We start from the raw sequence: 17,640 nt of genomic DNA, 5'->3' as shown, positions 1-17,640 counted from the left end.
CGGCGAAGAAGTAGATCCGGCCGGAGTCCATGACTATAGTGGTGGTAGGCGACAAAAATCAGATCGATCCGCAATTGAAGAAATTCCAGGCTACGCGCAAGAAGGTGTTATAGGCTGAGCGTAGCCTTGTCTTAAGCCGTGCGGGGCTTAGGTAAGACCGATAGCCAAGCCGTGATGTTCATTATCAGTTCGGCTCTGGGGTTCCAGTTAGCAGCAAAACAAAAAAGCCGGTCCCAGTAGGACCGGCTTTTTAGGTGTAATGAGTTAACCTTCTATTCCCGCCCTCTTACACTGTGACTGTGGCAACTGGGGTGTGCTGCGCCGGCATTGATACGTTCACGCCCAGGCCTTGCGCCACGGCCATTCCAAGGCCGAGGTCGGCGCGGAAGAAGTGGCAAAGCTGGCGGTTGATGATTTCGTCACGTTTCGGGCCGCTGATGCCGCTCATAGCGCCCACGATGTTCTGCACCAGGCGCTGCTGCGCACCCGCGTCGAGCAGGCGGTACAAGTTGCCGGGCTGCGTGTAGTGGTCGTCTTCGCCGGGTGCGTTGCGGTCGTGGCGGGCAGCAAGTCCGGAGAGGTGCTCGGCTGGCTCGCCTACGGTGCGGTCTTCCTGCGGGCCGTTAAATGAGTTGGGGAAGTAATTGGGGCCGGCGCCGCTGTTGTCGCCGAGGGCCATCAGGCCGTCGCGCTGGTAGTTGTTGGTGGCGTAAGGGCAGCGGTTTACGGGCAATTGCTCATAGTTGCCGCCCAGGCGGTAGCGCTGCGCGTCGGGGTAGGAGAGGATGCGGCCCTGCAGCATACGGTCGGGTGAGTAGCCGATGCCGTCCACCACGTGCGCCGGCGCAAAGGCCGACTGCTCCACATGGGCGTGGTAATTCACTGGGTTTTCGTTCAGCTCCAGTACGCCCAGCTCGTGCAGCGGGAAGTCGGCCTTGGGCCACACTTTGGTTAAGTCGAAGGGGTTCCAGCGGAAGGTTTCCGCTTCAGCTTCGGTCATGAGCTGCACCTTCAGCGTCCAGCGCGGGAAGTCACCCCGCTCAATGGCTTCTACCAAGTCGCGCTGTGCGAAGTCGGGGTCGAGGCCTTTCATTTCCGTGGCCTCGTCGGCCGAGAAGTTCTTGATGCCCTGCTCCGTGATGAAGTGGAATTTCACGTACACCCGCTCGTTGTCCTGATTAATTAAGGAGAAGGTGTGCGAACCGAACCCGTGCATGTGGCGGTAGCCGTAGGGCGTGCCCCGGTCCGACATCAGGATGAGCACCTGGTGCAGTGACTCGGGGTTCAGACTCCAGAAGTCCCACACGGCTGTGGGCGACTTGCAGTTGGTGAACGGGTCGCGCTTTTGCGTATGTATGAAGTCGGGAAACTTCACCGGGTCTTTGATGAAGAACACCGGCGTGTTGTTGCCCACCAGGTCCCAGTTGCCGTCTTCGGTGTAAAACTTCACGGCGAAACCGCGCGGGTCGCGCTCGGTGTCGGCCGAGCCTTTCTCGCCGCCCACGGTGCTAAAGCGCAGAAACACGCGCGTCTGTTTGCCTACCTCCGAAAACAGTTTGGCACGGGTAAAGCGCGTCAGATCTTGCGTCACGGTAAAGGTGCCGTAAGCGCCCGAGCCCTTGGCGTGTACTACGCGCTCTGGCAGTCGCTCCCGGTTGAAGTGCGCTAGCTTTTCGTGGAGCAGGTAGTCTTGCAGCAGCAATGGGCCGCGCTGGCCTACCGATACAGAATTCTGATTGTCCCAGATGGGACGGCCCGAAGCAGTGGTAAGGCGATTGGGATGGGTGTTGTCGGACATCGTAAGCAGCGTTTGGGTTTCTGTTGAGGTGCTGCAAATGTGTTAGGCAAGGGTTTATAAATGAAATCGATATTTTTGATATCAGAATAGATAATGTTTATATGACAATCCAACAGCTTGAGTATCTAATAGCCCTCGACACGCACCGGCAGTTTGTGTTGGCAGCCGAAAAGTGCTTTGTCACGCAGCCTACGCTTAGCATGCAGGTGCAAAAGCTGGAAGACGAACTTGGGGTGCTGCTCTTTCACCGTACCAAAGCTGGCATCGAGCCTACTGGCGTTGGAATGAAGGTGGTGCAGCACGCACGTGAAGTACTGCGGACCGTAAAACAGCTGCGCGAGGCGGTGCAATTGGAAAAAGGCGAGCTGATCGGGGAGTTGCGACTGGCAGTAATTCCCACGCTGGCGCCTTATCTCGTGCCGTTGTTTCTGTTGGAGCTGGTGGAGCGTCATCCGCAGCTACGCGTGCTGGTGGAAGAGCTGCAAACCGAACAGATTCTGCAGCGACTGAAAGCCAATCAACTCGACGTCGGCCTGCTCATCACGCCGCTCGACGACCGGGCTTTGCAAGAAGTACCAGTCTTGGAGGAGCCATTCCTCGCTTATGTAGCCGAAGCGCACCCCTTATACCCGCAAACCTGCGTTCGGCCCACCGACCTGCAGGCGCACGAAATGTGGCTCTTGCAACAAGGGCACTGCTTTCGTCACCAAGTGCTCAACATCTGCACGCCAGCGGCAGCCCAGGAACAGCGGCCCTTTACTTACGAAAGCGGTTCCATCGAAACACTTAAGCAGCTGGTGCGGCAAAACCGTGGTTACACGCTGGTGCCCGAACTATCGGTACTCGATGAAATCGACCGCAACCCCATGGTAAAACGCTTCGAAGCGCCCGAGCCGGTGCGCGAGGTGAGCCTAGTGGTGCATCACAGCTTTGTGCGGTTGCCACTGCTCGGTACGCTGCGCGACATCATCCTGCAGCGTACGCCCGAGCGGCTGCACGCCCGCGGGGCCGGCCAGAAAATCCGGTGGAAATAAGTAGCGTGGTAAGGTGGCCTAGTGCAGCATCGGTTGGGCATAGACTGCCGATGCCGGCCGAACCTTGCGGTGGCGCAGCCATTCGTAAGCCGTGGCCACGTCGTCGAAGGTCACGATGAGTAAGTGACCCTGGTTTAGCTGGAGGGCTTCACTGACGGCCAGGGCCGCGTTGGCTGCCCGGCGGTTGACGTAGCTGGCCGAATTCACCCAGGCGAGGTACTGCAGGCCCGAATTGGCCAGCAATTGGTAAAACTCACTGCCTAGCCAAGACGCCGCACTTTCCCAAGAGCCACCCTCCGAACTGCGGTCCATTTGCCAGTCGTTCAAAAAGTCCGCCGAAGCATTCGTCAGCGTATCGGTGGTGAGCACCTTGTGGCACTTCATTTCCGCGATGTACTGCAGCAGTAGCGAGCAGCCCTGCCGCACGCTCGCTTCGTCGTGTTTGCCACGCCATTCTAAGTACAGCCATTCGTTGCGGCGGTCGTAAGCAATGGATAGCTCAGGGCTATGGTGCAAGGTGTCAAGGGCGGGCATAAAAAGCCGAATGCGCAGTAAGGAATGGGTCTGACTAAGGGGCCTTTTAAGTTGGCCTTTGATTAGTGCAAGACGCTGATTATTATACTGTAAATATAAGCCCTTTAGCCGGGAAAAAGAACAATCAGCACAGTTGAGCTATAACCAAAGATATCTTGCTTCGCTCATCTGCGTTTGAGGAAAGAATCAGCACTGCTTACCCTTTGTTTATGTGTGGACGTTACACCTTCATCACACCGGCTCCCACCGTGGAACAGCGTTTCGATGCCACTTTCACCGAGCCGGCTACCGGTACTTACAACGCTGCTCCTTCGCAGCGCATGCCCATCGTTACCAACCTGGCCCCGCACGAAATTCGGATGGTGCAGTGGGGGTTGATTCCGGCGTGGGTGAAAGACTTGCAACAAGCTCCCAAGCCTATCAATGCCCGCGCCGAGACGCTGGGCGAGAAGCCTTCGTTTCGGCAGCTGCTGCAGCGTCGTCGCTGCCTGGTGCTGGCCGATAGTTTCTACGAATGGCAGCAAACGGAGCGCGGTAAGATTCCGCACCGCATCCTACGCAGCGATGAGCAGCCTTTTGCTTTTGCCGGGTTGTGGGATGAATGGGCCGACCGCAGCACTGGTGAAGTAGTACCCACATTCACCATCGTCACCACCGAGCCCAATGAGTTGATGGCCCGCTTGCACAACCGCATGCCCGTCATCTTACCCGACCGTGCCGCCGAACTAGCTTGGCTGGCCGAAGACGCAACAGCCGCCGAGCACCAGGCGCTGTTGCGCCCGTTGCCCGACGGCTTGCTGCGGGAATACGCCGTGACCACACGCGTCAATTCCCCGGCTCATAACGACCCTTCGGTGCTGGAGCCTGCGGCGGCATAAAAAGCGGATGAACCTAGAAGCCCCGCAGGTGACGCCGACGCTTAGCTAAAGCGCGGTTCTTCTTCCGCTTTTTGCGCTTGAATTTGAAGCCACCGAATGCATCAGCATTATCGGCGTGGAGCACAGCGGTGGTTTCTACTGAAGCCGGCGCCGCGAACGAGGCTTCAAACGGAGCAGCGGCCAGCACAGCAACGAGGAGGGTAAGGCAAAGCGTTTTCATAGCAGGTAGAGGTTGGATTTTGTTGTGGCGTTTGACTTATTTGTGATGCAAGATTACAGCCTCGACCTGCCTAAGTGCAATCACATGAAGATGTGAAATGCACAAAACCCCGCCTAACTACCGATCAGGCAGCTAGGCGGGGTTTTGTTAATTATTGACTTTACTGGCTGAAAACCAGTCTATTTATTCTTGTTTTGCTTGTTGCCCGATTGATTGTTGGGACCATCACCGTCGGTCATATCCTCGATGGCATCCTGAATCTGATCGGAGTATTTGGTCAGGACCACTACCGTGCCCACGGCCAGTACCGCAATGCCAAGTACAATTTGGGTGGGGGTCAGCCGCTGGCTGGCTTTGCGCAGCAGGGCACCACCGTGGCGTAGCAAATCTTCTACGTGGTCGTTGTTACCTTGAATCACATGATAGGCACTCTCAAAAGTGCGGGCAATGTCCTCGGGCAGAATTTTGTCCAGGTTTTGCGGGAGCTGATTTTCCATAGCAGGTAAAATGAGTAGGGGTTGGCTGTGGCAGAAGCCCCTCCCATGCGGAAGGGCCGCGAGGGGGATGTACGCAAAACTCCCCGCCAAGGCTACGCTTGGGCGAGGAGTTTTTTGATCCGCAGCGTTAAGTGTCAGTCCCGGGCAGCAGTAACACGGGTTATTGACCCTGAAATACAGGCTTGCGCTTTTCGCTGAAGGCCAGCACACCTTCCTTGTAGTCGTCGCTTTCACCAGCAATCTGCTGGCAATCAGCTTCGTAGTCCAGCATCTCATCCAGCGTAGCAGAGCCGGCTTTATTGAGCATCTGCTTGATCAGGCCAATGGCCTTGGTGGGCGCAGAAGCATAGCGCGACGCCAAACCATAAGCGGCTTCATCAAGCTGCTCGGGTGCTACCACCTGATTCACGAGACCCAGGCGCCGCGCTTCGTCGGCGGGTACCTTGGAGCCGAGCGTGCACAGTTCAAATGCCTTGAGAGAGCCCACGATGCGCGGCAGAAAATACGAAGAGCCGGAATCCGGCACCAAGCCAATATTGATGAACACCTCAATCAGCGAAGCATCCGATGAGGCCACGATGGCGTCGCAGGCCAGTGCGAGCGAGCAGCCGGCGCCGGCCGCCACGCCGTTGAGGCGGCAGATGATGGGCTTGGGCAGCGTGCGCATAGCACGAATAATAGGGTTATAGCGCTTGTGCAGGGCGTCGTAAAAGGAACTAGGGTTGCCATCAGCTTCGGCCTGCTGCGAGGCCTTCAGATCTTGGCCCGAGCAGAAGGCGCGACCGGCGCCCGTCAGCACCACGGCCCGCACTTGCGCGTCGAGGGCTACCTGCTTCAGCGCGTCCTGCAGCTCGTAGCTCTGGGCGTCGTTGAAGGCATTGAATACGTCGGGGCGGTTCAGGGTGATGGTGGCCACGCCATCGGGGCGCACCTCGTACAGCAGGCAGGAGTAGTTCGACATGGGGTAGGAGAGTGATAGAAGCGCAAGTTAGCAAAGCGGGCCAGCGCCGCGGCGGGGTACCGCTCTGACCGACGGCCGCTAGCGGCTGGACCGCTGATCGGCACGCAGCAGCGCTTCGGCCAGCACCAGGTCTTCCGGCGTCGTGATTTTGAGGTTGGCGTAATCGCCTTCCACCAGCTGAATGGGGTGCAGATCTTCCACCACGCTGGCATCGTCAGTAAAGGTGGGCAGTTCTGGCAGCTGGTAAGCCCGACGCAGCAGCTCCAACTCAAAGCACTGCGGCGTCTGAACCAAGCGCAAGCGGGAGCGGTCCAGCGCGTAAGACCCTTTGGCGGCCAGGCCGCGCACCGAGTCCTTAGGTGCCACGGCTGCCACGGCGGCTCCGTGCTGTTCAGCAGCTAAGTAAGTGCCTTCAATAACTTTCAGCGGTGTGAGGGGCCGTACGCCGTCGTGCACGGCTACCACGCCTGTCGGCTCGTTGGCCAGCTGCGCCAGGCCCTTGCGTACCGAGGCCCAGCGGGTCGCGCCGCCAGCTACCACCTCGTGCTGCAGCTCCGGGGCATGTTGCGCGTGTAGTTCTTGCCACACCTCAAACTGGTCCTGGGGCAATACTACCACCAGCCGTTGCACGCGTAGGAGTGGCTCGGCAAAGCGGCGAAGCGTATGAAGTAGCACCGGTTGGCCCAGCAGCTCCAAAAATTGCTTGGGGCGGTCGGCGCCCATACGCGTGCCAGTGCCACCGGCAACGATGATGACAAAACGCGGAAGATCCATAAGCTAAAGGCAGCGCCGGAAAAGGTGTCGTGAGCAAAAGTAGCGCACGGGCCGCTGCGGCCCCGAAAAATCCCAGCGCCGAGGGTACCGCTCCGGTTACATTAACGTCGTTTCTTAACAGCCTCATCAGCCATTTGCTAGTGCTATGAATCCAGCTGACAGCAACTCTTTCCCCACTCAGATTTCAAACGCAGCTTCTTGTTGCGAAGGCGCCGGTACAGCGCAAACATTGGCGCGGCAGGTCATCGGGGCCCAAGCCGTCGGAGCATCGGCTATTGGTGCTTCTGCCATCGGCGCGCAGGCTGTGGGCGCTTCGGCGCTTGGGGCCGGCGCACGCGGCGCCCTGGCAGTGGGTGCCGCGGCTATCGGCGCGCTGGCCGTCGGCGCGCTGGCGTTGGGAGTAGTAGCTATTCGGCGCCTCAGCGTGGTACAGGCCCAGCTGAAGATCATGGAAATCGATCAGCTCACCATAAGGCGGCTGCAAGTCGATGAGCTACTCATTTCCCAAAAACCGGATACGGTGACAGACGCGTCTGCTTCGTCTGCTTAAACCTTGGTTTAACTGGAAAGCAAAAGCCCGGCCGTACAAGTACGGTCGGGCTTTAACAAGTAGCCGTAAGGCTATGACTTATAGAATCAGCATGGCGTCGCCGTAGGTGAAGAACTTGTACTTCTCCTTAATAGCGGTTTTGTACGCTTCCGCCAGCAGGTCGTAGCCGGAGAAGGCGGCAGCCATCATCATCAGCGTGCTTTCCGGTAAGTGGAAGTTGGTCAGCAGCGTGTTGGCAATCTTGAAGTCGTAGGGAGGGAAGATAAACCGGTCGGTCCAGCCTTCCGTGGGCTTCAGGCGGGCGTTGGCCGATACCGACGACTCCATGGCGCGCATGGTGGTGGTACCCACGGCGCATACGCGCTTCTTGGCATCGAGGGCGCGGTTCACTACCGTGGCCGAATCCGTCGGTACCATGAAGTTTTCCGAGTCCATCTTGTGCTTGGTCAGGTCTTCCACGTCCACGGGGCGGAAAGTACCCAGGCCTACGTGCAAGGTTACCGGGACCATGTCCACGCCTTTGATTTCGAGGCGCTTGATTACTTCACGGGTGAAGTGCAGACCCGCCGACGGGGCCGCTACGGCGCCCGTGTGCTTGGCGTAGATGGTCTGATAACGCTCCTTGTCAGCAGCTTCCGGGTCGCGCGAAATCACCTCTTTAGGCAGCGGAGTTTCGCCCAGGTCGTGCAGCGCTTTGTAGAAGTCTTCCTCGGGGCCGTCGTACAGGAACTTGATGGTACGACCGCGCGAGGTAGTGTTGTCGATAACTTCGGCGACCATGATGCCATCGTCGTCGAAGTACAGCTTATTACCAACGCGGATTTTACGAGCTGGGTCTACCAGCACATCCCACAGGTGCAGCTCTTTGTTCAGTTCGCGCAGCAGGAATACCTCTATCTTAGCGCCGGTCTTTTCTTTGTTGCCGTAGAGACGGGCAGGAAACACCTTTGTGTCATTCACCACGAAAACGTCGCCGTCGTCGAAGTACTCAATGATATCTTTGAAGGTGCGGTGCTCGATGCGCCCGCTGTCGCGATGCACCACCATCAGGCGCGACTCGTCGCGGTTTTTGGCGGGGTGCTGTGCAATCAGGTTTTCGGGCAGATCAAACTTGAACTCGGAGAGTTTCATGGCCGGCGTTTAGGACAGGCAAAAGGACGGGGAGAATACGCAAAATTTTCGAGTTGCAAAAGTACGGAACCCGTCCGGATATATCGTTACTTTCAGCTCAGAAATTGATGGTTAAATGGCTGAATGGTGAAATGGTTGGCCGTTCAGGAGTCCTGAGAACAAGCAGCCGTTTAACTAGTTACCCATCTATTGGATGAAAACCCTGCGCCTAACGTTTGAGAGTTTCCGTTTCGCCTGGCAGGCACTGAGAGCCAATCTGTTGCGCACGATTTTGTCGTTGCTGGGGGTTACAGTCGGCATCTTCGCCATCATCTCCGTGTTTACGGTGGTCGATTCGCTGGAAGCCAGCATCCGCCAGAGCATGAACTTTGTAGGCGACAAGGTCATCTACGTGCAGAAATGGCCGTGGGCCTTCGGTGGTGACTACCCGTGGTGGAAGTACTTTAATCGCCCCAATCCCACGGTGCGTGAGTTTCGGATGCTGCAACGCATGCTCACGCCGGAAAACCACCTGGGAGTAGCCGTATTTGCGGCGCGCGGCGGCAACACGCTCAAATCCGGCTCCAACAGCGTGGAGAGCATCGCCATGCAGGGCGTAACGTACGACTACCGGCAGGTATCGGACGTGCCGGTGCAGGAAGGGCGCTATTTCACTCCCCAGGAAGTGGAAGCGGCTCGTAACGTAGCGGTGGTGGGATACGACATTGCTCATAACCTGTACCCCAACGGCTCGGCCGTCGGGCGCGAGTTTCGGGTGCATGGTCAGCGGTTTACCATCGTAGGCGTGATGGAGAAGGAAGGTAAAAAGCTGCTCGATACGCCCAGTAACGACACCAACTGCCTGGTGCCGCTTGGGTCATTCACCAAAATGTTTGCGCTGAGCACCGGTAGCATGGGTGGGGCGCAGGCCACCATCGGCGTAAAAGGACGCGACGATGACCCTGGGCTGCTCAATCTGGAATCGGAAGTGCAAGGCGCTATGCGCACCATCCGGGGGCTGAAGCCGCGGGAAGAAGACGACTTCGCCCTAAACCGGCCAGAAATGCTGGCCGATGCCATTACCAAGCTGTTCAGTGTGATTGGAGTAGCCGGCGCTGTTATCGGCTCGTTCGCTATTCTGGTGGGTGGTTTCGGCATTGCCAACATCATGTTTGTATCGGTGAAGGAGCGCACCAACATTATTGGCATTCAAAAGTCGCTCGGGGCAAAGAATTACTTCATCCTGGCGCAGTTCCTGTTTGAAGCCGTGTTCTTGTGCCTGATCGGTGGGGCGGCCGGTTTGTTCCTGGTGTGGCTGGTTACGCTGATACCGCAGGATGCTCTGAAGATGTTTATGTCGGCCAACCGGATTGCACTGGGCTTGGGCCTGTCGGTGCTGATTGGGGTCATTTCGGGCATTATTCCGGCCGTGGTGGCGGCCATGATGGACCCGGTTATTGCCATCCGCTCGAAGTAGCAACCGCGCTTAAATTGTTACCTTCGGAGGTCTTTTTGGACAAACCGCCAAATAACAATTCGACCATCTATGCTAGGCTAATATTAACAAATTGTTAACTTGGCCGCCCATACTTTTGGTCGCTGTGCCCGTAGGGGCAGAGCGGCCTTTCTTTTGCCCATTCATTTCCCACTTTTTCACTGCCGGTCTGCCGCGCCCGAATCCGTGCGAGCAAGCAACTCCGAAGGCCGACCGGCCCATTCATCAGCGTGGCTATGACCAAACTGAAAAAAACCAGCAAAACCAACCTTCAGGAAGAAGCGCACAACGCAGGTAGCGGCAAGACCATTGTTCAGCCCGACGTCAACGCGAACAAGGCTACCACCATCAGCGACCTGCGCGAGAAGTCTCACGGCGAACGAACCGTTCAGCTGGACGACGAGCAGCGCATCCGCAAGGCGTTCGTCGATAAGGACTGGAACGAGATTAAGATTGCCGACTCCTGGCAGATCTTCAAGGTAATGGCCGAGTTCGTGGAGGGCTTCGAAAAGATGTCCAAAATCGGCCCGTGCGTATCCATTTTCGGTTCGGCCCGCACCAAGCCCGACAATCCTTATTACCAGATGGCCGAAGAAATTGCGGCCAAGCTGGTGCGCCACGGCTACGGTGTAATCACCGGTGGTGGCCCCGGCATCATGGAAGCCGGTAACAAAGGTGCCCGCTCTGAGGGTGGTAAGTCAGTAGGTCTCAACATCGAACTTCCTTTCGAGCAGACGCATAACATCTACATCGACCCGGACAAAGTCATCAACTTCGACTACTTCTTCGTGCGCAAGGTGATGTTCGTGAAGTACGCCCAGGGCTTTATTGGCATGCCCGGCGGCTTCGGCACCTTGGACGAACTGTTCGAAGCTATTACCCTGATTCAGACCCGCAAAATTGGCCGCTTCCCCATCGTGCTGGTGGGCACGGCGTACTGGAACGGGCTGTTTAAGTGGATCGAAGAGGTGATGCTGCACGAAGAGCACAACATCTCGCCCGAGGACATGCAGCTGGTACAGATCGTGGACGACGCGGCCGAAGCCGTGAAAATCATCGACGAGTTCTACAGCAAGTACGTACTCTCGCCGAACTTCTAAGCTGCCGGCCTGCGCAACTGCGCCCCAAAAACAAAACCCCTGGCCTACCGCCAGGGGTTTTGTTTTTGCCAAGAATCAATAAGGGTAAATTAATATATATAATAAGTACTATATTGTAGGGGTTTTTTACCGACAACCCCCAACCGCCACTATTGCTCTTCAACACTTGTTGCACCACTCATGTATGCCCATTACAAAACACGTCTACTTAGTGCCCCGTTGGGGTGGCAATAGCGCCAGCGACTGGTATCCTTGGCTGAAATACCAATTAGAAGCCGTAGCAGCGGAAGACGGCTGCACGTACCAGGTACACCTGCTGGATATGCCCTCTTGGGAATTGCCGGTTATCGAGCAGGCCGTCGACCACTTGGCGCAGGTGCTGCCGCCAGAGCGGCTGCTCCGTGAAGATGTGTACCTGATAGGTCACAGCGTGGGCTGTCTGGCCATTCTGCACTATCTGGCCCGCGTAGCCGAGCAGCAGCCCGCGGCCCGCGTGGGAGGGGTGCTGTGCGTGGCTGGTTGGTTTATGGTGGATAGCCCGTGGCAGGACATCCTGAACTGGATGAACGCGCCCATCGACTACGAAAAAGCTCGGCAGCTTATTCCCGAAGACCAATTGATGGTGCTGCTCTCCGATGACGACCCGTACACCTCCGGCTTTCAGCAAAACGAGCTGCTGTGGGTAGAGCGCCTGCGCGCCCGCGTGACCATCCTGCACAGCCGTCAGCACTTCAGCTCTACTCTGGATTTCGATGTGCGGGACACCGTACGCGACCTGACGGGTGCGTTTGCAATGCCTCTGGCATCCAACAGGTAACGCATTATTGCGTACTTCTCCAGCACTGTCGGCTCGAACAATCGGGCCGCCGGTGTTCTTTTGTGGCTGTGACTCCCGATTTTGATTACCTGCTCGCCGGCGGCGGCGCGGCAGGCCTGAGCCTCGCCTACTACATCAGCCAAGAGCCGCGCCTGCGCCACAAGCGCGTGCTGCTGCTGGAGCCCGCGCGCAAAGACCAGAACGACCGCACGTGGTCGTTTTGGGTAGACGAGCCCACGCCCTACGACGGCATCCTGGCCGGCCAATGGCAGCAACTGGCCTTCCGAAGTCCGCAGTTGGACGTGACATTGCCCCTGGGCCGCTACCGTTACTGCACCCTGCGCGGCCTCGACTTTTATGAGTTTGTGCAGGCCGAGCTGGCCCGGCGCCCGGAGCAGTTTGTTCGGGTGCAGGCCGCCGTGGAGCGGCTCGATGACGATGGAAACAGTGTTACGGCCCACACTGCTGCCGGGGCCTTCACAGCCCACTACGCTTTTGATAGCCGCCCGCCGCAGGTGCAGCGGCTTTCCAGCCGGCGCTACCTATGGCAGCACTTTGTCGGTTGGGAGATTGAGACGGATTTTGACGCTTTCGACGCAGCCACTCCCTTGTTTATGGATTTCCGGGTGCCGCAACAGCATGAATGCCGCTTTGTGTATGTGTTGCCGTTCACGGCCCGCAGGGCGCTGGTGGAGTACACCTTGTTTTCAGCCACGCTTCTAGAACGTGAGGAATACGAGGTGGCGCTGCGCACTTACCTGCACGAGCTGCTGAGCGGCCGGCCCTACCGCATCCGCGAAACCGAAGCCGGTGCCATTCCCATGACCGATCATGTGTTTGCCGCGCAAGCCGGGCCAAATATTGTGCACCTGGGTACCCGGGGTGGTCGGGTAAAAGCCAGTACCGGCTACGCGTTTCGGCGCATGCAGCAGCATGCTGCGCACCTTACCAAGGCCCTGGCCAGCACCGGCGCCCTGCCCCCCAACCTTACCAATGACCAGTGGCAATTTCGCCTTTTCGATACGTTGCTGCTCGATATTATGCAGCGGGAAGGAGAGCGAACAAGTACCATCTTCTCCGAGTTGTTTGCACGCAACCCGGTGGAGCGTATTCTGGATTTTCTGGACGAACGGACGACGTGGACAGAGAACCTGCAAGTTATGAACTCGGTCACGCCTTGGCCATTTCTGCAGTCTATCGTGCACGTACTGCGCGGCCAGCCAGGCAAGCGGAAAGAGAAAGGTGATGCGCTTGGAAACGTGCTGAGACAACCCCAACCGTAAAGCGGGGCGAATCTCAATTCTTGGTTCTTAATTCAAAGCCTAAGCTAGCTTCATCCTCCAGCCATTCGCGGGCGGCGGCTACGCTAGCCTCGCTGATCAGTTCCAGTTCTGGTTCGGGGGCCGAGAGGTTCAGCAGGTAACCGGGCAGCTTGGGCAGCTGATCCAAGTCGTGGGTTATGCAAAGAATGGTTTTTTGCCGTTCCTGCACCCAGCGCTGCAGCAGGCCAAACACGCGCCGGCGGTAATACACATCCAGTTGCTGGGTGGGCTCGTCGAGCAGCCACAGCGCGGCATCCTGCAGCAGGAGCTGCGCCAGCCATACCAGTTGCTGCTCGCCCCCCGATAACAGCGTGAAATTGCGATGCGCGAGATGCGTAGCGCCTACTTGCGCCAGGGCCTCGTCAGCCAAAGCATAATCTTGGGAGTTGTAGCCGGCCAACAACCCGCGCTGCTGCCGGAAGCGGCCCATGACGACTAGTTCCCGCACGTCAATGGGAAAGCTGACGGCGTTGCGCTGCGGCAGATGAGCCAGAACACCTTCGGCGGCGGGGCGGCGTACCTGTCGCAGGTCGTGGCCCTGCAGCTGCACTTGCCCGGAGTAAGGCAGTTGGCCTGTGAGTACCCGGAAAAGGGTGGTTTTACCGGCACCGTTATGGCCCACAATGGCCACGAACGTTCCCGCCGGAACGGACAAAAAAAGGTTGCGGAGCAGAACCCGTTGTTCGTACCCCGCAACCAAATTTTCAATCAGAAGTGCAAAGTCAGGCATGAGAGGTGAGACGCAAATGCGTCGGTTGAGCACGGTCCCCGCTTCTGATGTCCAGCTTTAGCTTCTAGCCTTAGTATTCGTCCTCGTTGAACATAAAGTCTTCTTTGGTCGGATAATCCGGCCATACCTCCTCGATGCTCTCGTAAGGCTGGCCGTCGTCTTCAAGGGCCTGCAGATTCTCAACTACCTCCATCGGGGCGCCCGAGCGGATCGAGTAGTCGATGAGCTCATCCTTGGTGGCAGGCCAGGGAGCATCTTCCAGATACGAGGCGAGTTCAAGGGTCCAGTACATAGTCAGGTTGTGCGTAAAATGAGTGGATAAAGCAGCGGTGGAACGCTAACAAAAATGTTGCCGTCGGGAGGCTGTGCGCCAATGCGTCAGGTCGACAGGCGTTTGGACAACGTAAAAGGCGATGAAATGTTGGGTTATTGCTGGTAGCGCTGCCGCAAGAGCTCAATGAGGTCGTTTTTGGTGCGGATTTTCCGCTCAAACGCCCGGATTTTGCTTTGCAGCATGGTGCGGAAGGCTTCGTTGCCGGGCGAGTCGTTGAGCTTGCCGAGGTTTTCCTCCAGTACCTGCTGTTCCTGCCGGTCGTACTTGATGAATTCGCGCAACGCCGTAACGCGCTGGGTGTACTGCTCCTGCGGGGCAGGCTTGGGCCCTTCCTGCGGCTGGCGCTTGCGGATGTAGTGCTCCAAGGAGCTGAGTTCAAACACCTTGTCGCAGGCGGCGAGAAAATGCTCCCACACCTGATCCGACTCGGGTCCGCGCACCGGGCCCACTTTTTTCCAAGCGGCCTGCAGCTCTTTGGCGCGGGTCACGGCCTCGTGCATGGGGCGCTCCAGCAAGGCTTCAGCCTCGGCTACCAAGGCCCGCTTGCGGCCGAGGTTATCGTCCATGTACTGGTCTTTGGCCTCGCTGCGCTTGGAGCTGATGTGTTCCTTAAGCCGATCAAAGAAGCGGTTGTGGGCAGCGCGGAATCGCGTCCACAGGTCGTTGGCTGTCTTGCGCGGTAGCGAGCCGCCCACTTCCTTCCATTCCTGTTGCAGCTGCTTAAGCTGGGCGGTGGTGCCTTCCCAGTCTTCGGAGTTCTGCAGGGCTTCGGATTTGTGAATGAGTGACTTGTACTTCTCGAAAGCCCGGTTGGTCATGGCCTTTTTATCGGCCTGGAAAGCTTTCTTCCGCACGTAGAAGTCCTCGATGGCGGCCTGGAAGCGCTCCTCCATCTCGTCGGTCAGCTCTTTGCTTACCGGACCAGTTTTGATCCATGCTTGGCGCAGTTCCTTAAGCTTCTCGCCGCCGGCTTGCCAATCAATGGTGTCGCGTAGCGACTCAGCTTCTTCGATGAGGTTCACCTTGGTGGCGAGGTTTTTCTCGCGGTTGCGGGCTACCAGGGTGCGAATGTGCTCTTCGGCATCGGTGAGGCGCTGGTGCAGCATGGTGAAGTCGCCGAGGCCGTCGTAGGAGGCAATCTGCTCCTTTAGGTGCAGGGCCTTCATCAGGAAGGAGCCTTTGTTCTCGGATTCTTCGATGCGTGACAACAGGTCATCGACCTTGCCGCGGAAGCTCTCGAAACGCTGCGCGAAGTACAGCAGGGCGGCGTCTTCGGTGTCTTTTACCTGGCCAACCTGGCGCGCCGGCAGGTCCATGAACGGGCGAAGCCATACTTGGTCGCCCTCGATATAACCAAACTGGCGAGCTTGATTGAGCAGCTGCTCTTGCTGTTCCATACGGATAAGACGTCCTGGAGAGGAGTGTGGTGGTGGGTGGCGGGAAGCGAAAACGCACAAGTTTACGGGTTTCGCAGGGACTTGGCGGTGTAAAAAATACGGTGACTTGAGAAGCGGAAGATGATGGAAACATAAGCCGACGTGCATTTCCACGCTGGAAGAGGGCCTCGGCTGCCGGAAGTTGCATCTAATATGGGATACGAAGCAAGTCTTGAGGGTTCGTGAATCTGTGCCGGGCGCGGTGTAGCTTTGTGAAACGGCGCCAGGTTGCGCTGAGCGAAGCTGGGCGTGGCCACCAACGATGGCCGGCCGGAGCCGCACAACACCGCCTTGGCGCGGCCGCCCCAGCGCCGGGTAGCATCCGGCACTATACCTCTACAATTCCTTTTCTGCATGAGCGACCAGCCCACCATTATTTTCTCCATGGCGGGGGTAAGCAAGGTTTACCCGCCCCAAAAACAGGTTCTCAAAAACATCTACCTCTCGTTTTTCTACGGCGCCAAGATTGGCGTGCTCGGTCTGAACGGCTCGGGTAAATCTTCCTTGCTGAAGGTTATTGCCGGCGTCGACAAGCAGATTCAGGGCGACGTGGTTTGGTCGCCGGGCTACTCGGTGGGCTACCTGGAGCAGGAGCCCCAGCTCGACCCCACCAAAACCGTACTGGAAGTGGTGCAGGAAGGCACCGCCGAAACGGTAGCACTGCTGAAGGAATTCGAGGAAATCAACGAAGCGTTCGGCGGCGAAGACCCCGACTTCGACAAGCTGCTGGAGCGCCAAGGCGTGGTGCAGGAGCGCCTCGATCAGCTCGACGCCTGGAACCTCGACTCGAAGCTGGAGCGCGCCATGGATGCTCTGCGCACGCCCCCAGCCGACGCCATCATCGGCAACCTTTCGGGTGGGGAAAAGCGCCGCGTGGCCCTGTGCCGCCTGCTGCTCCAGGAGCCCGACGTGCTGCTGCTCGACGAACCTACCAACCACTTGGACGCCGAATCGGTGCTGTGGCTGGAGCAGCACTTGCAGCAGTACAAAGGCACCGTAATAGCCGTAACCCACGACCGGTACTTCCTCGACAACGTGGCCGGCTGGATTCTAGAGCTGGACCGCGGCGAAGGCATCCCGTGGAAAGGCAACTACTCTTCGTGGTTGGAGCAAAAGGCCAACCGCCTGGCGCAGGAAGAAAAGACCGAAAGCAAGCGCCAGAAGACGCTGCAGCGCGAGCTGGAATGGGTGCGCATGGCCCCCAAAGCGCGTCAGGCCAAGAGCAAGGCGCGCCTCGCCGGCTACGACAAAATGGTAACGGCCGATGCCCGTGAGAAGGAGCAAAAGCTGGAGTTGTTCATTCCGGATGGCCCGCGCCTGGGCACCCAGGTAATTGAGGCGGAAGGGCTGACCAAGGCTTTCGGCGACAAGCTGCTGTTTGAGAACCTGTCTTTCAACCTGCCGCAGGGCGGTATCGTGGGCATCATCGGCCCGAACGGCGCCGGCAAAACCACGCTGTTCCGCCTCATCACCGGCCAAATGGAGCCCGATGCAGGGACGTTTGTAGTTGGCCCCACCGTGCAAACGGCTTACGTGGATCAGCAGCACGACACGCTGGAGCCCAACAAGTCGGTGTTCGAAACCATCTCGGGTGGCACCGAAACCATGCTGCTGGCCGGCCGGCAGGTGAACTCCCGTGCCTACGTAAGCAACTTCAACTTCCGCGGCGGCGACCAGGAAAAGAAAGTCGGCTCCCTCTCCGGCGGCGAGCGGAACCGGGTGCACTTGGCCACCACGCTCAAGCAGGGCGCCAACCTGCTGCTGCTCGACGAACCAACCAACGACCTCGACGTGAATGCCATCCGGGCGCTGGAAGACGCGCTGGAGAACTTCGCTGGTTGCGCCGTTATCATCAGCCACGACCGGTGGTTCTTAGACCGCCTGGCCACGCATATCCTGGCTTTCGAAGGCGACTCGCAGGTGGTGTGGTTCGAGGGCAACTTCTCGGACTACGAGGAAGCCAAAAAGAAGCGCCTCGGCGACGTGGAGCCCAAGCGCGTGCGGTACCGGAGCTTGAATTAAGCGCCTCAAGTTTTCCTAATACTTCAAA

18 protein-coding genes are annotated in these 17,640 nt (G+C 58.1%); 8 read left to right on the top strand and 10 right to left on the bottom strand.

What is annotated here, in order from left to right:
- Positions 1 to 286: 286 nt before the first annotated feature.
- Positions 287 to 1,798, bottom strand: a complete 1,512-nt coding sequence (locus AC5FXY_RS09640) for a catalase (RefSeq protein WP_493556454.1) — start codon at positions 1,796 to 1,798, stop codon at positions 287 to 289.
- A 101-nt stretch (positions 1,799 to 1,899) separates the two neighbouring features.
- Between AC5FXY_RS09640 and AC5FXY_RS09635 the strand changes: the two genes are divergently transcribed.
- Entirely contained in the window at positions 1,900 to 2,832 is a 933-nt protein-coding gene (locus AC5FXY_RS09635; RefSeq protein ID WP_493556453.1) for a LysR substrate-binding domain-containing protein, read from the top strand.
- Positions 2,833 to 2,850: 18 nt separating this feature from the next.
- On the opposite strand, the gene AC5FXY_RS09630 is transcribed toward AC5FXY_RS09635, so the two are convergent.
- Positions 2,851 to 3,366: a hypothetical protein gene (locus AC5FXY_RS09630; protein ID WP_493556452.1), complete on the bottom strand. Its 516-nt coding sequence runs from the start codon at positions 3,364 to 3,366 to the stop codon at positions 2,851 to 2,853.
- Between the two features lie 209 nt (positions 3,367 to 3,575).
- Between AC5FXY_RS09630 and AC5FXY_RS09625 the strand changes: the two genes are divergently transcribed.
- On the top strand, positions 3,576 to 4,244 hold the full coding sequence (locus tag AC5FXY_RS09625) for an SOS response-associated peptidase (protein WP_493556451.1): 669 nt from the start codon (positions 3,576 to 3,578) through the stop codon (positions 4,242 to 4,244).
- Between the two features lie 13 nt (positions 4,245 to 4,257).
- Here AC5FXY_RS09625 and AC5FXY_RS09620 read toward each other — a convergent pair whose 3' ends face one another.
- From AC5FXY_RS09620 to AC5FXY_RS09605, 4 genes are all read right to left on the bottom strand, one after another.
- Entirely contained in the window at positions 4,258 to 4,464 is a 207-nt protein-coding gene (locus AC5FXY_RS09620; RefSeq protein ID WP_493556450.1) for a hypothetical protein, read from the bottom strand.
- Between the two features lie 179 nt (positions 4,465 to 4,643).
- Positions 4,644 to 4,961: a hypothetical protein gene (locus AC5FXY_RS09615; RefSeq protein WP_493556449.1), complete on the bottom strand. Its 318-nt coding sequence runs from the start codon at positions 4,959 to 4,961 to the stop codon at positions 4,644 to 4,646.
- A 160-nt stretch (positions 4,962 to 5,121) separates the two neighbouring features.
- Positions 5,122 to 5,922: an enoyl-CoA hydratase-related protein gene (locus tag AC5FXY_RS09610; RefSeq protein ID WP_493556448.1), complete on the bottom strand. Its 801-nt coding sequence runs from the start codon at positions 5,920 to 5,922 to the stop codon at positions 5,122 to 5,124.
- A gap of 78 nt (positions 5,923 to 6,000) precedes the next feature.
- A complete protein-coding gene (locus AC5FXY_RS09605; protein WP_493556447.1) occupies positions 6,001 to 6,696 on the bottom strand; it encodes a 2-C-methyl-D-erythritol 4-phosphate cytidylyltransferase in 696 nt (231 codons plus the stop codon).
- A gap of 145 nt (positions 6,697 to 6,841) precedes the next feature.
- Between AC5FXY_RS09605 and AC5FXY_RS09600 the strand changes: the two genes are divergently transcribed.
- A complete protein-coding gene (locus AC5FXY_RS09600) occupies positions 6,842 to 7,246 on the top strand; it encodes a hypothetical protein (RefSeq protein WP_493556446.1) in 405 nt (134 codons plus the stop codon).
- A gap of 78 nt (positions 7,247 to 7,324) precedes the next feature.
- Here AC5FXY_RS09600 and queA read toward each other — a convergent pair whose 3' ends face one another.
- Complete coding sequence (gene queA / locus AC5FXY_RS09595; protein ID WP_493556445.1) at positions 7,325 to 8,377, bottom strand: tRNA preQ1(34) S-adenosylmethionine ribosyltransferase-isomerase QueA; 1,053 nt, start codon at positions 8,375 to 8,377, stop codon at positions 7,325 to 7,327.
- Positions 8,378 to 8,570: 193 nt separating this feature from the next.
- Between queA and AC5FXY_RS09590 the strand changes: the two genes are divergently transcribed.
- The 4 genes from AC5FXY_RS09590 (at position 8,571) to AC5FXY_RS09575 (ending at position 13,051) form a co-directional block, all read left to right on the top strand.
- Positions 8,571 to 9,833, top strand: a complete 1,263-nt coding sequence (locus tag AC5FXY_RS09590; RefSeq protein ID WP_493556444.1) for an ABC transporter permease — start codon at positions 8,571 to 8,573, stop codon at positions 9,831 to 9,833.
- Positions 9,834 to 10,087: 254 nt separating this feature from the next.
- A complete protein-coding gene (locus AC5FXY_RS09585; protein WP_493556443.1) occupies positions 10,088 to 10,951 on the top strand; it encodes an LOG family protein in 864 nt (287 codons plus the stop codon).
- Between the two features lie 184 nt (positions 10,952 to 11,135).
- The gene (locus tag AC5FXY_RS09580) at positions 11,136 to 11,768 is read left to right on the top strand and encodes an RBBP9/YdeN family alpha/beta hydrolase (RefSeq protein ID WP_493556442.1); all 633 of its coding nucleotides are present in this window, start codon (positions 11,136 to 11,138) and stop codon (positions 11,766 to 11,768) included.
- A 68-nt stretch (positions 11,769 to 11,836) separates the two neighbouring features.
- Positions 11,837 to 13,051, top strand: a complete 1,215-nt coding sequence (locus AC5FXY_RS09575; protein WP_493556441.1) for a lycopene cyclase family protein — start codon at positions 11,837 to 11,839, stop codon at positions 13,049 to 13,051.
- 13 nt (positions 13,052 to 13,064) lie between these two features.
- On the opposite strand, the gene AC5FXY_RS09570 is transcribed toward AC5FXY_RS09575, so the two are convergent.
- The 3 genes from AC5FXY_RS09570 to AC5FXY_RS09560 form a co-directional block, all read right to left on the bottom strand.
- Positions 13,065 to 13,820, bottom strand: coding sequence for an ABC transporter ATP-binding protein (locus AC5FXY_RS09570; protein WP_493556440.1), 756 nt, complete (start codon positions 13,818 to 13,820; stop codon positions 13,065 to 13,067).
- Positions 13,821 to 13,890: 70 nt separating this feature from the next.
- Positions 13,891 to 14,112 carry a DUF2795 domain-containing protein gene (locus tag AC5FXY_RS09565; protein WP_022821757.1) on the bottom strand — a complete coding sequence of 74 codons (222 nt, stop codon included), beginning with the start codon at positions 14,110 to 14,112 and terminating at the stop codon, positions 13,891 to 13,893.
- Between the two features lie 134 nt (positions 14,113 to 14,246).
- Positions 14,247 to 15,551 (bottom strand): DUF349 domain-containing protein, encoded by a 1,305-nt coding sequence (locus tag AC5FXY_RS09560; RefSeq protein ID WP_493556439.1) that lies wholly within the window; start codon positions 15,549 to 15,551, stop codon positions 14,247 to 14,249.
- Positions 15,552 to 15,944: 393 nt separating this feature from the next.
- On the opposite strand from AC5FXY_RS09560, the gene ettA reads away from it, so the two are divergent.
- Positions 15,945 to 17,612 (top strand): energy-dependent translational throttle protein EttA, encoded by a 1,668-nt coding sequence (ettA, locus tag AC5FXY_RS09555; protein WP_493556438.1) that lies wholly within the window; start codon positions 15,945 to 15,947, stop codon positions 17,610 to 17,612.
- The last annotated feature ends 28 nt before the right edge of the window (positions 17,613 to 17,640 follow it).

Source organism: Hymenobacter sp. FMD4, assembly GCF_058932745.1.
This window is presented reverse-complemented; position numbering and strand designations above follow the sequence as displayed.

Bases quoted from the DNA above. Each gene is read 5' to 3' on its own strand.
- AC5FXY_RS09640 (WP_493556454.1), bottom strand. From the start codon at position 1,798: ATGTCCGACAACACCCATCCCAATCGCCTTACCACTGCTTCGGGCCGT.
- AC5FXY_RS09635 (WP_493556453.1), top strand. From the start codon at position 1,900: ATGACAATCCAACAGCTTGAGTATCTAATAGCCCTCGACACGCACCGG.
- AC5FXY_RS09630 (WP_493556452.1), bottom strand. From the start codon at position 3,366: ATGCCCGCCCTTGACACCTTGCACCATAGCCCTGAGCTATCCATTGCT.
- AC5FXY_RS09625 (WP_493556451.1), top strand. From the start codon at position 3,576: ATGTGTGGACGTTACACCTTCATCACACCGGCTCCCACCGTGGAACAG.
- AC5FXY_RS09620 (WP_493556450.1), bottom strand. From the start codon at position 4,464: ATGAAAACGCTTTGCCTTACCCTCCTCGTTGCTGTGCTGGCCGCTGCT.
- AC5FXY_RS09615 (WP_493556449.1), bottom strand. From the start codon at position 4,961: ATGGAAAATCAGCTCCCGCAAAACCTGGACAAAATTCTGCCCGAGGAC.
- AC5FXY_RS09610 (WP_493556448.1), bottom strand. From the start codon at position 5,922: ATGTCGAACTACTCCTGCCTGCTGTACGAGGTGCGCCCCGATGGCGTG.
- AC5FXY_RS09605 (WP_493556447.1), bottom strand. From the start codon at position 6,696: ATGGATCTTCCGCGTTTTGTCATCATCGTTGCCGGTGGCACTGGCACG.
- AC5FXY_RS09600 (WP_493556446.1), top strand. From the start codon at position 6,842: ATGAATCCAGCTGACAGCAACTCTTTCCCCACTCAGATTTCAAACGCA.
- queA (WP_493556445.1), bottom strand. From the start codon at position 8,377: ATGAAACTCTCCGAGTTCAAGTTTGATCTGCCCGAAAACCTGATTGCA.
- AC5FXY_RS09590 (WP_493556444.1), top strand. From the start codon at position 8,571: ATGAAAACCCTGCGCCTAACGTTTGAGAGTTTCCGTTTCGCCTGGCAG.
- AC5FXY_RS09585 (WP_493556443.1), top strand. From the start codon at position 10,088: ATGACCAAACTGAAAAAAACCAGCAAAACCAACCTTCAGGAAGAAGCG.
- AC5FXY_RS09580 (WP_493556442.1), top strand. From the start codon at position 11,136: ATGCCCATTACAAAACACGTCTACTTAGTGCCCCGTTGGGGTGGCAAT.
- AC5FXY_RS09570 (WP_493556440.1), bottom strand. From the start codon at position 13,820: ATGCCTGACTTTGCACTTCTGATTGAAAATTTGGTTGCGGGGTACGAA.
- AC5FXY_RS09565 (WP_022821757.1), bottom strand. From the start codon at position 14,112: ATGTACTGGACCCTTGAACTCGCCTCGTATCTGGAAGATGCTCCCTGG.
- AC5FXY_RS09560 (WP_493556439.1), bottom strand. From the start codon at position 15,551: ATGGAACAGCAAGAGCAGCTGCTCAATCAAGCTCGCCAGTTTGGTTAT.
- ettA (WP_493556438.1), top strand. From the start codon at position 15,945: ATGAGCGACCAGCCCACCATTATTTTCTCCATGGCGGGGGTAAGCAAG.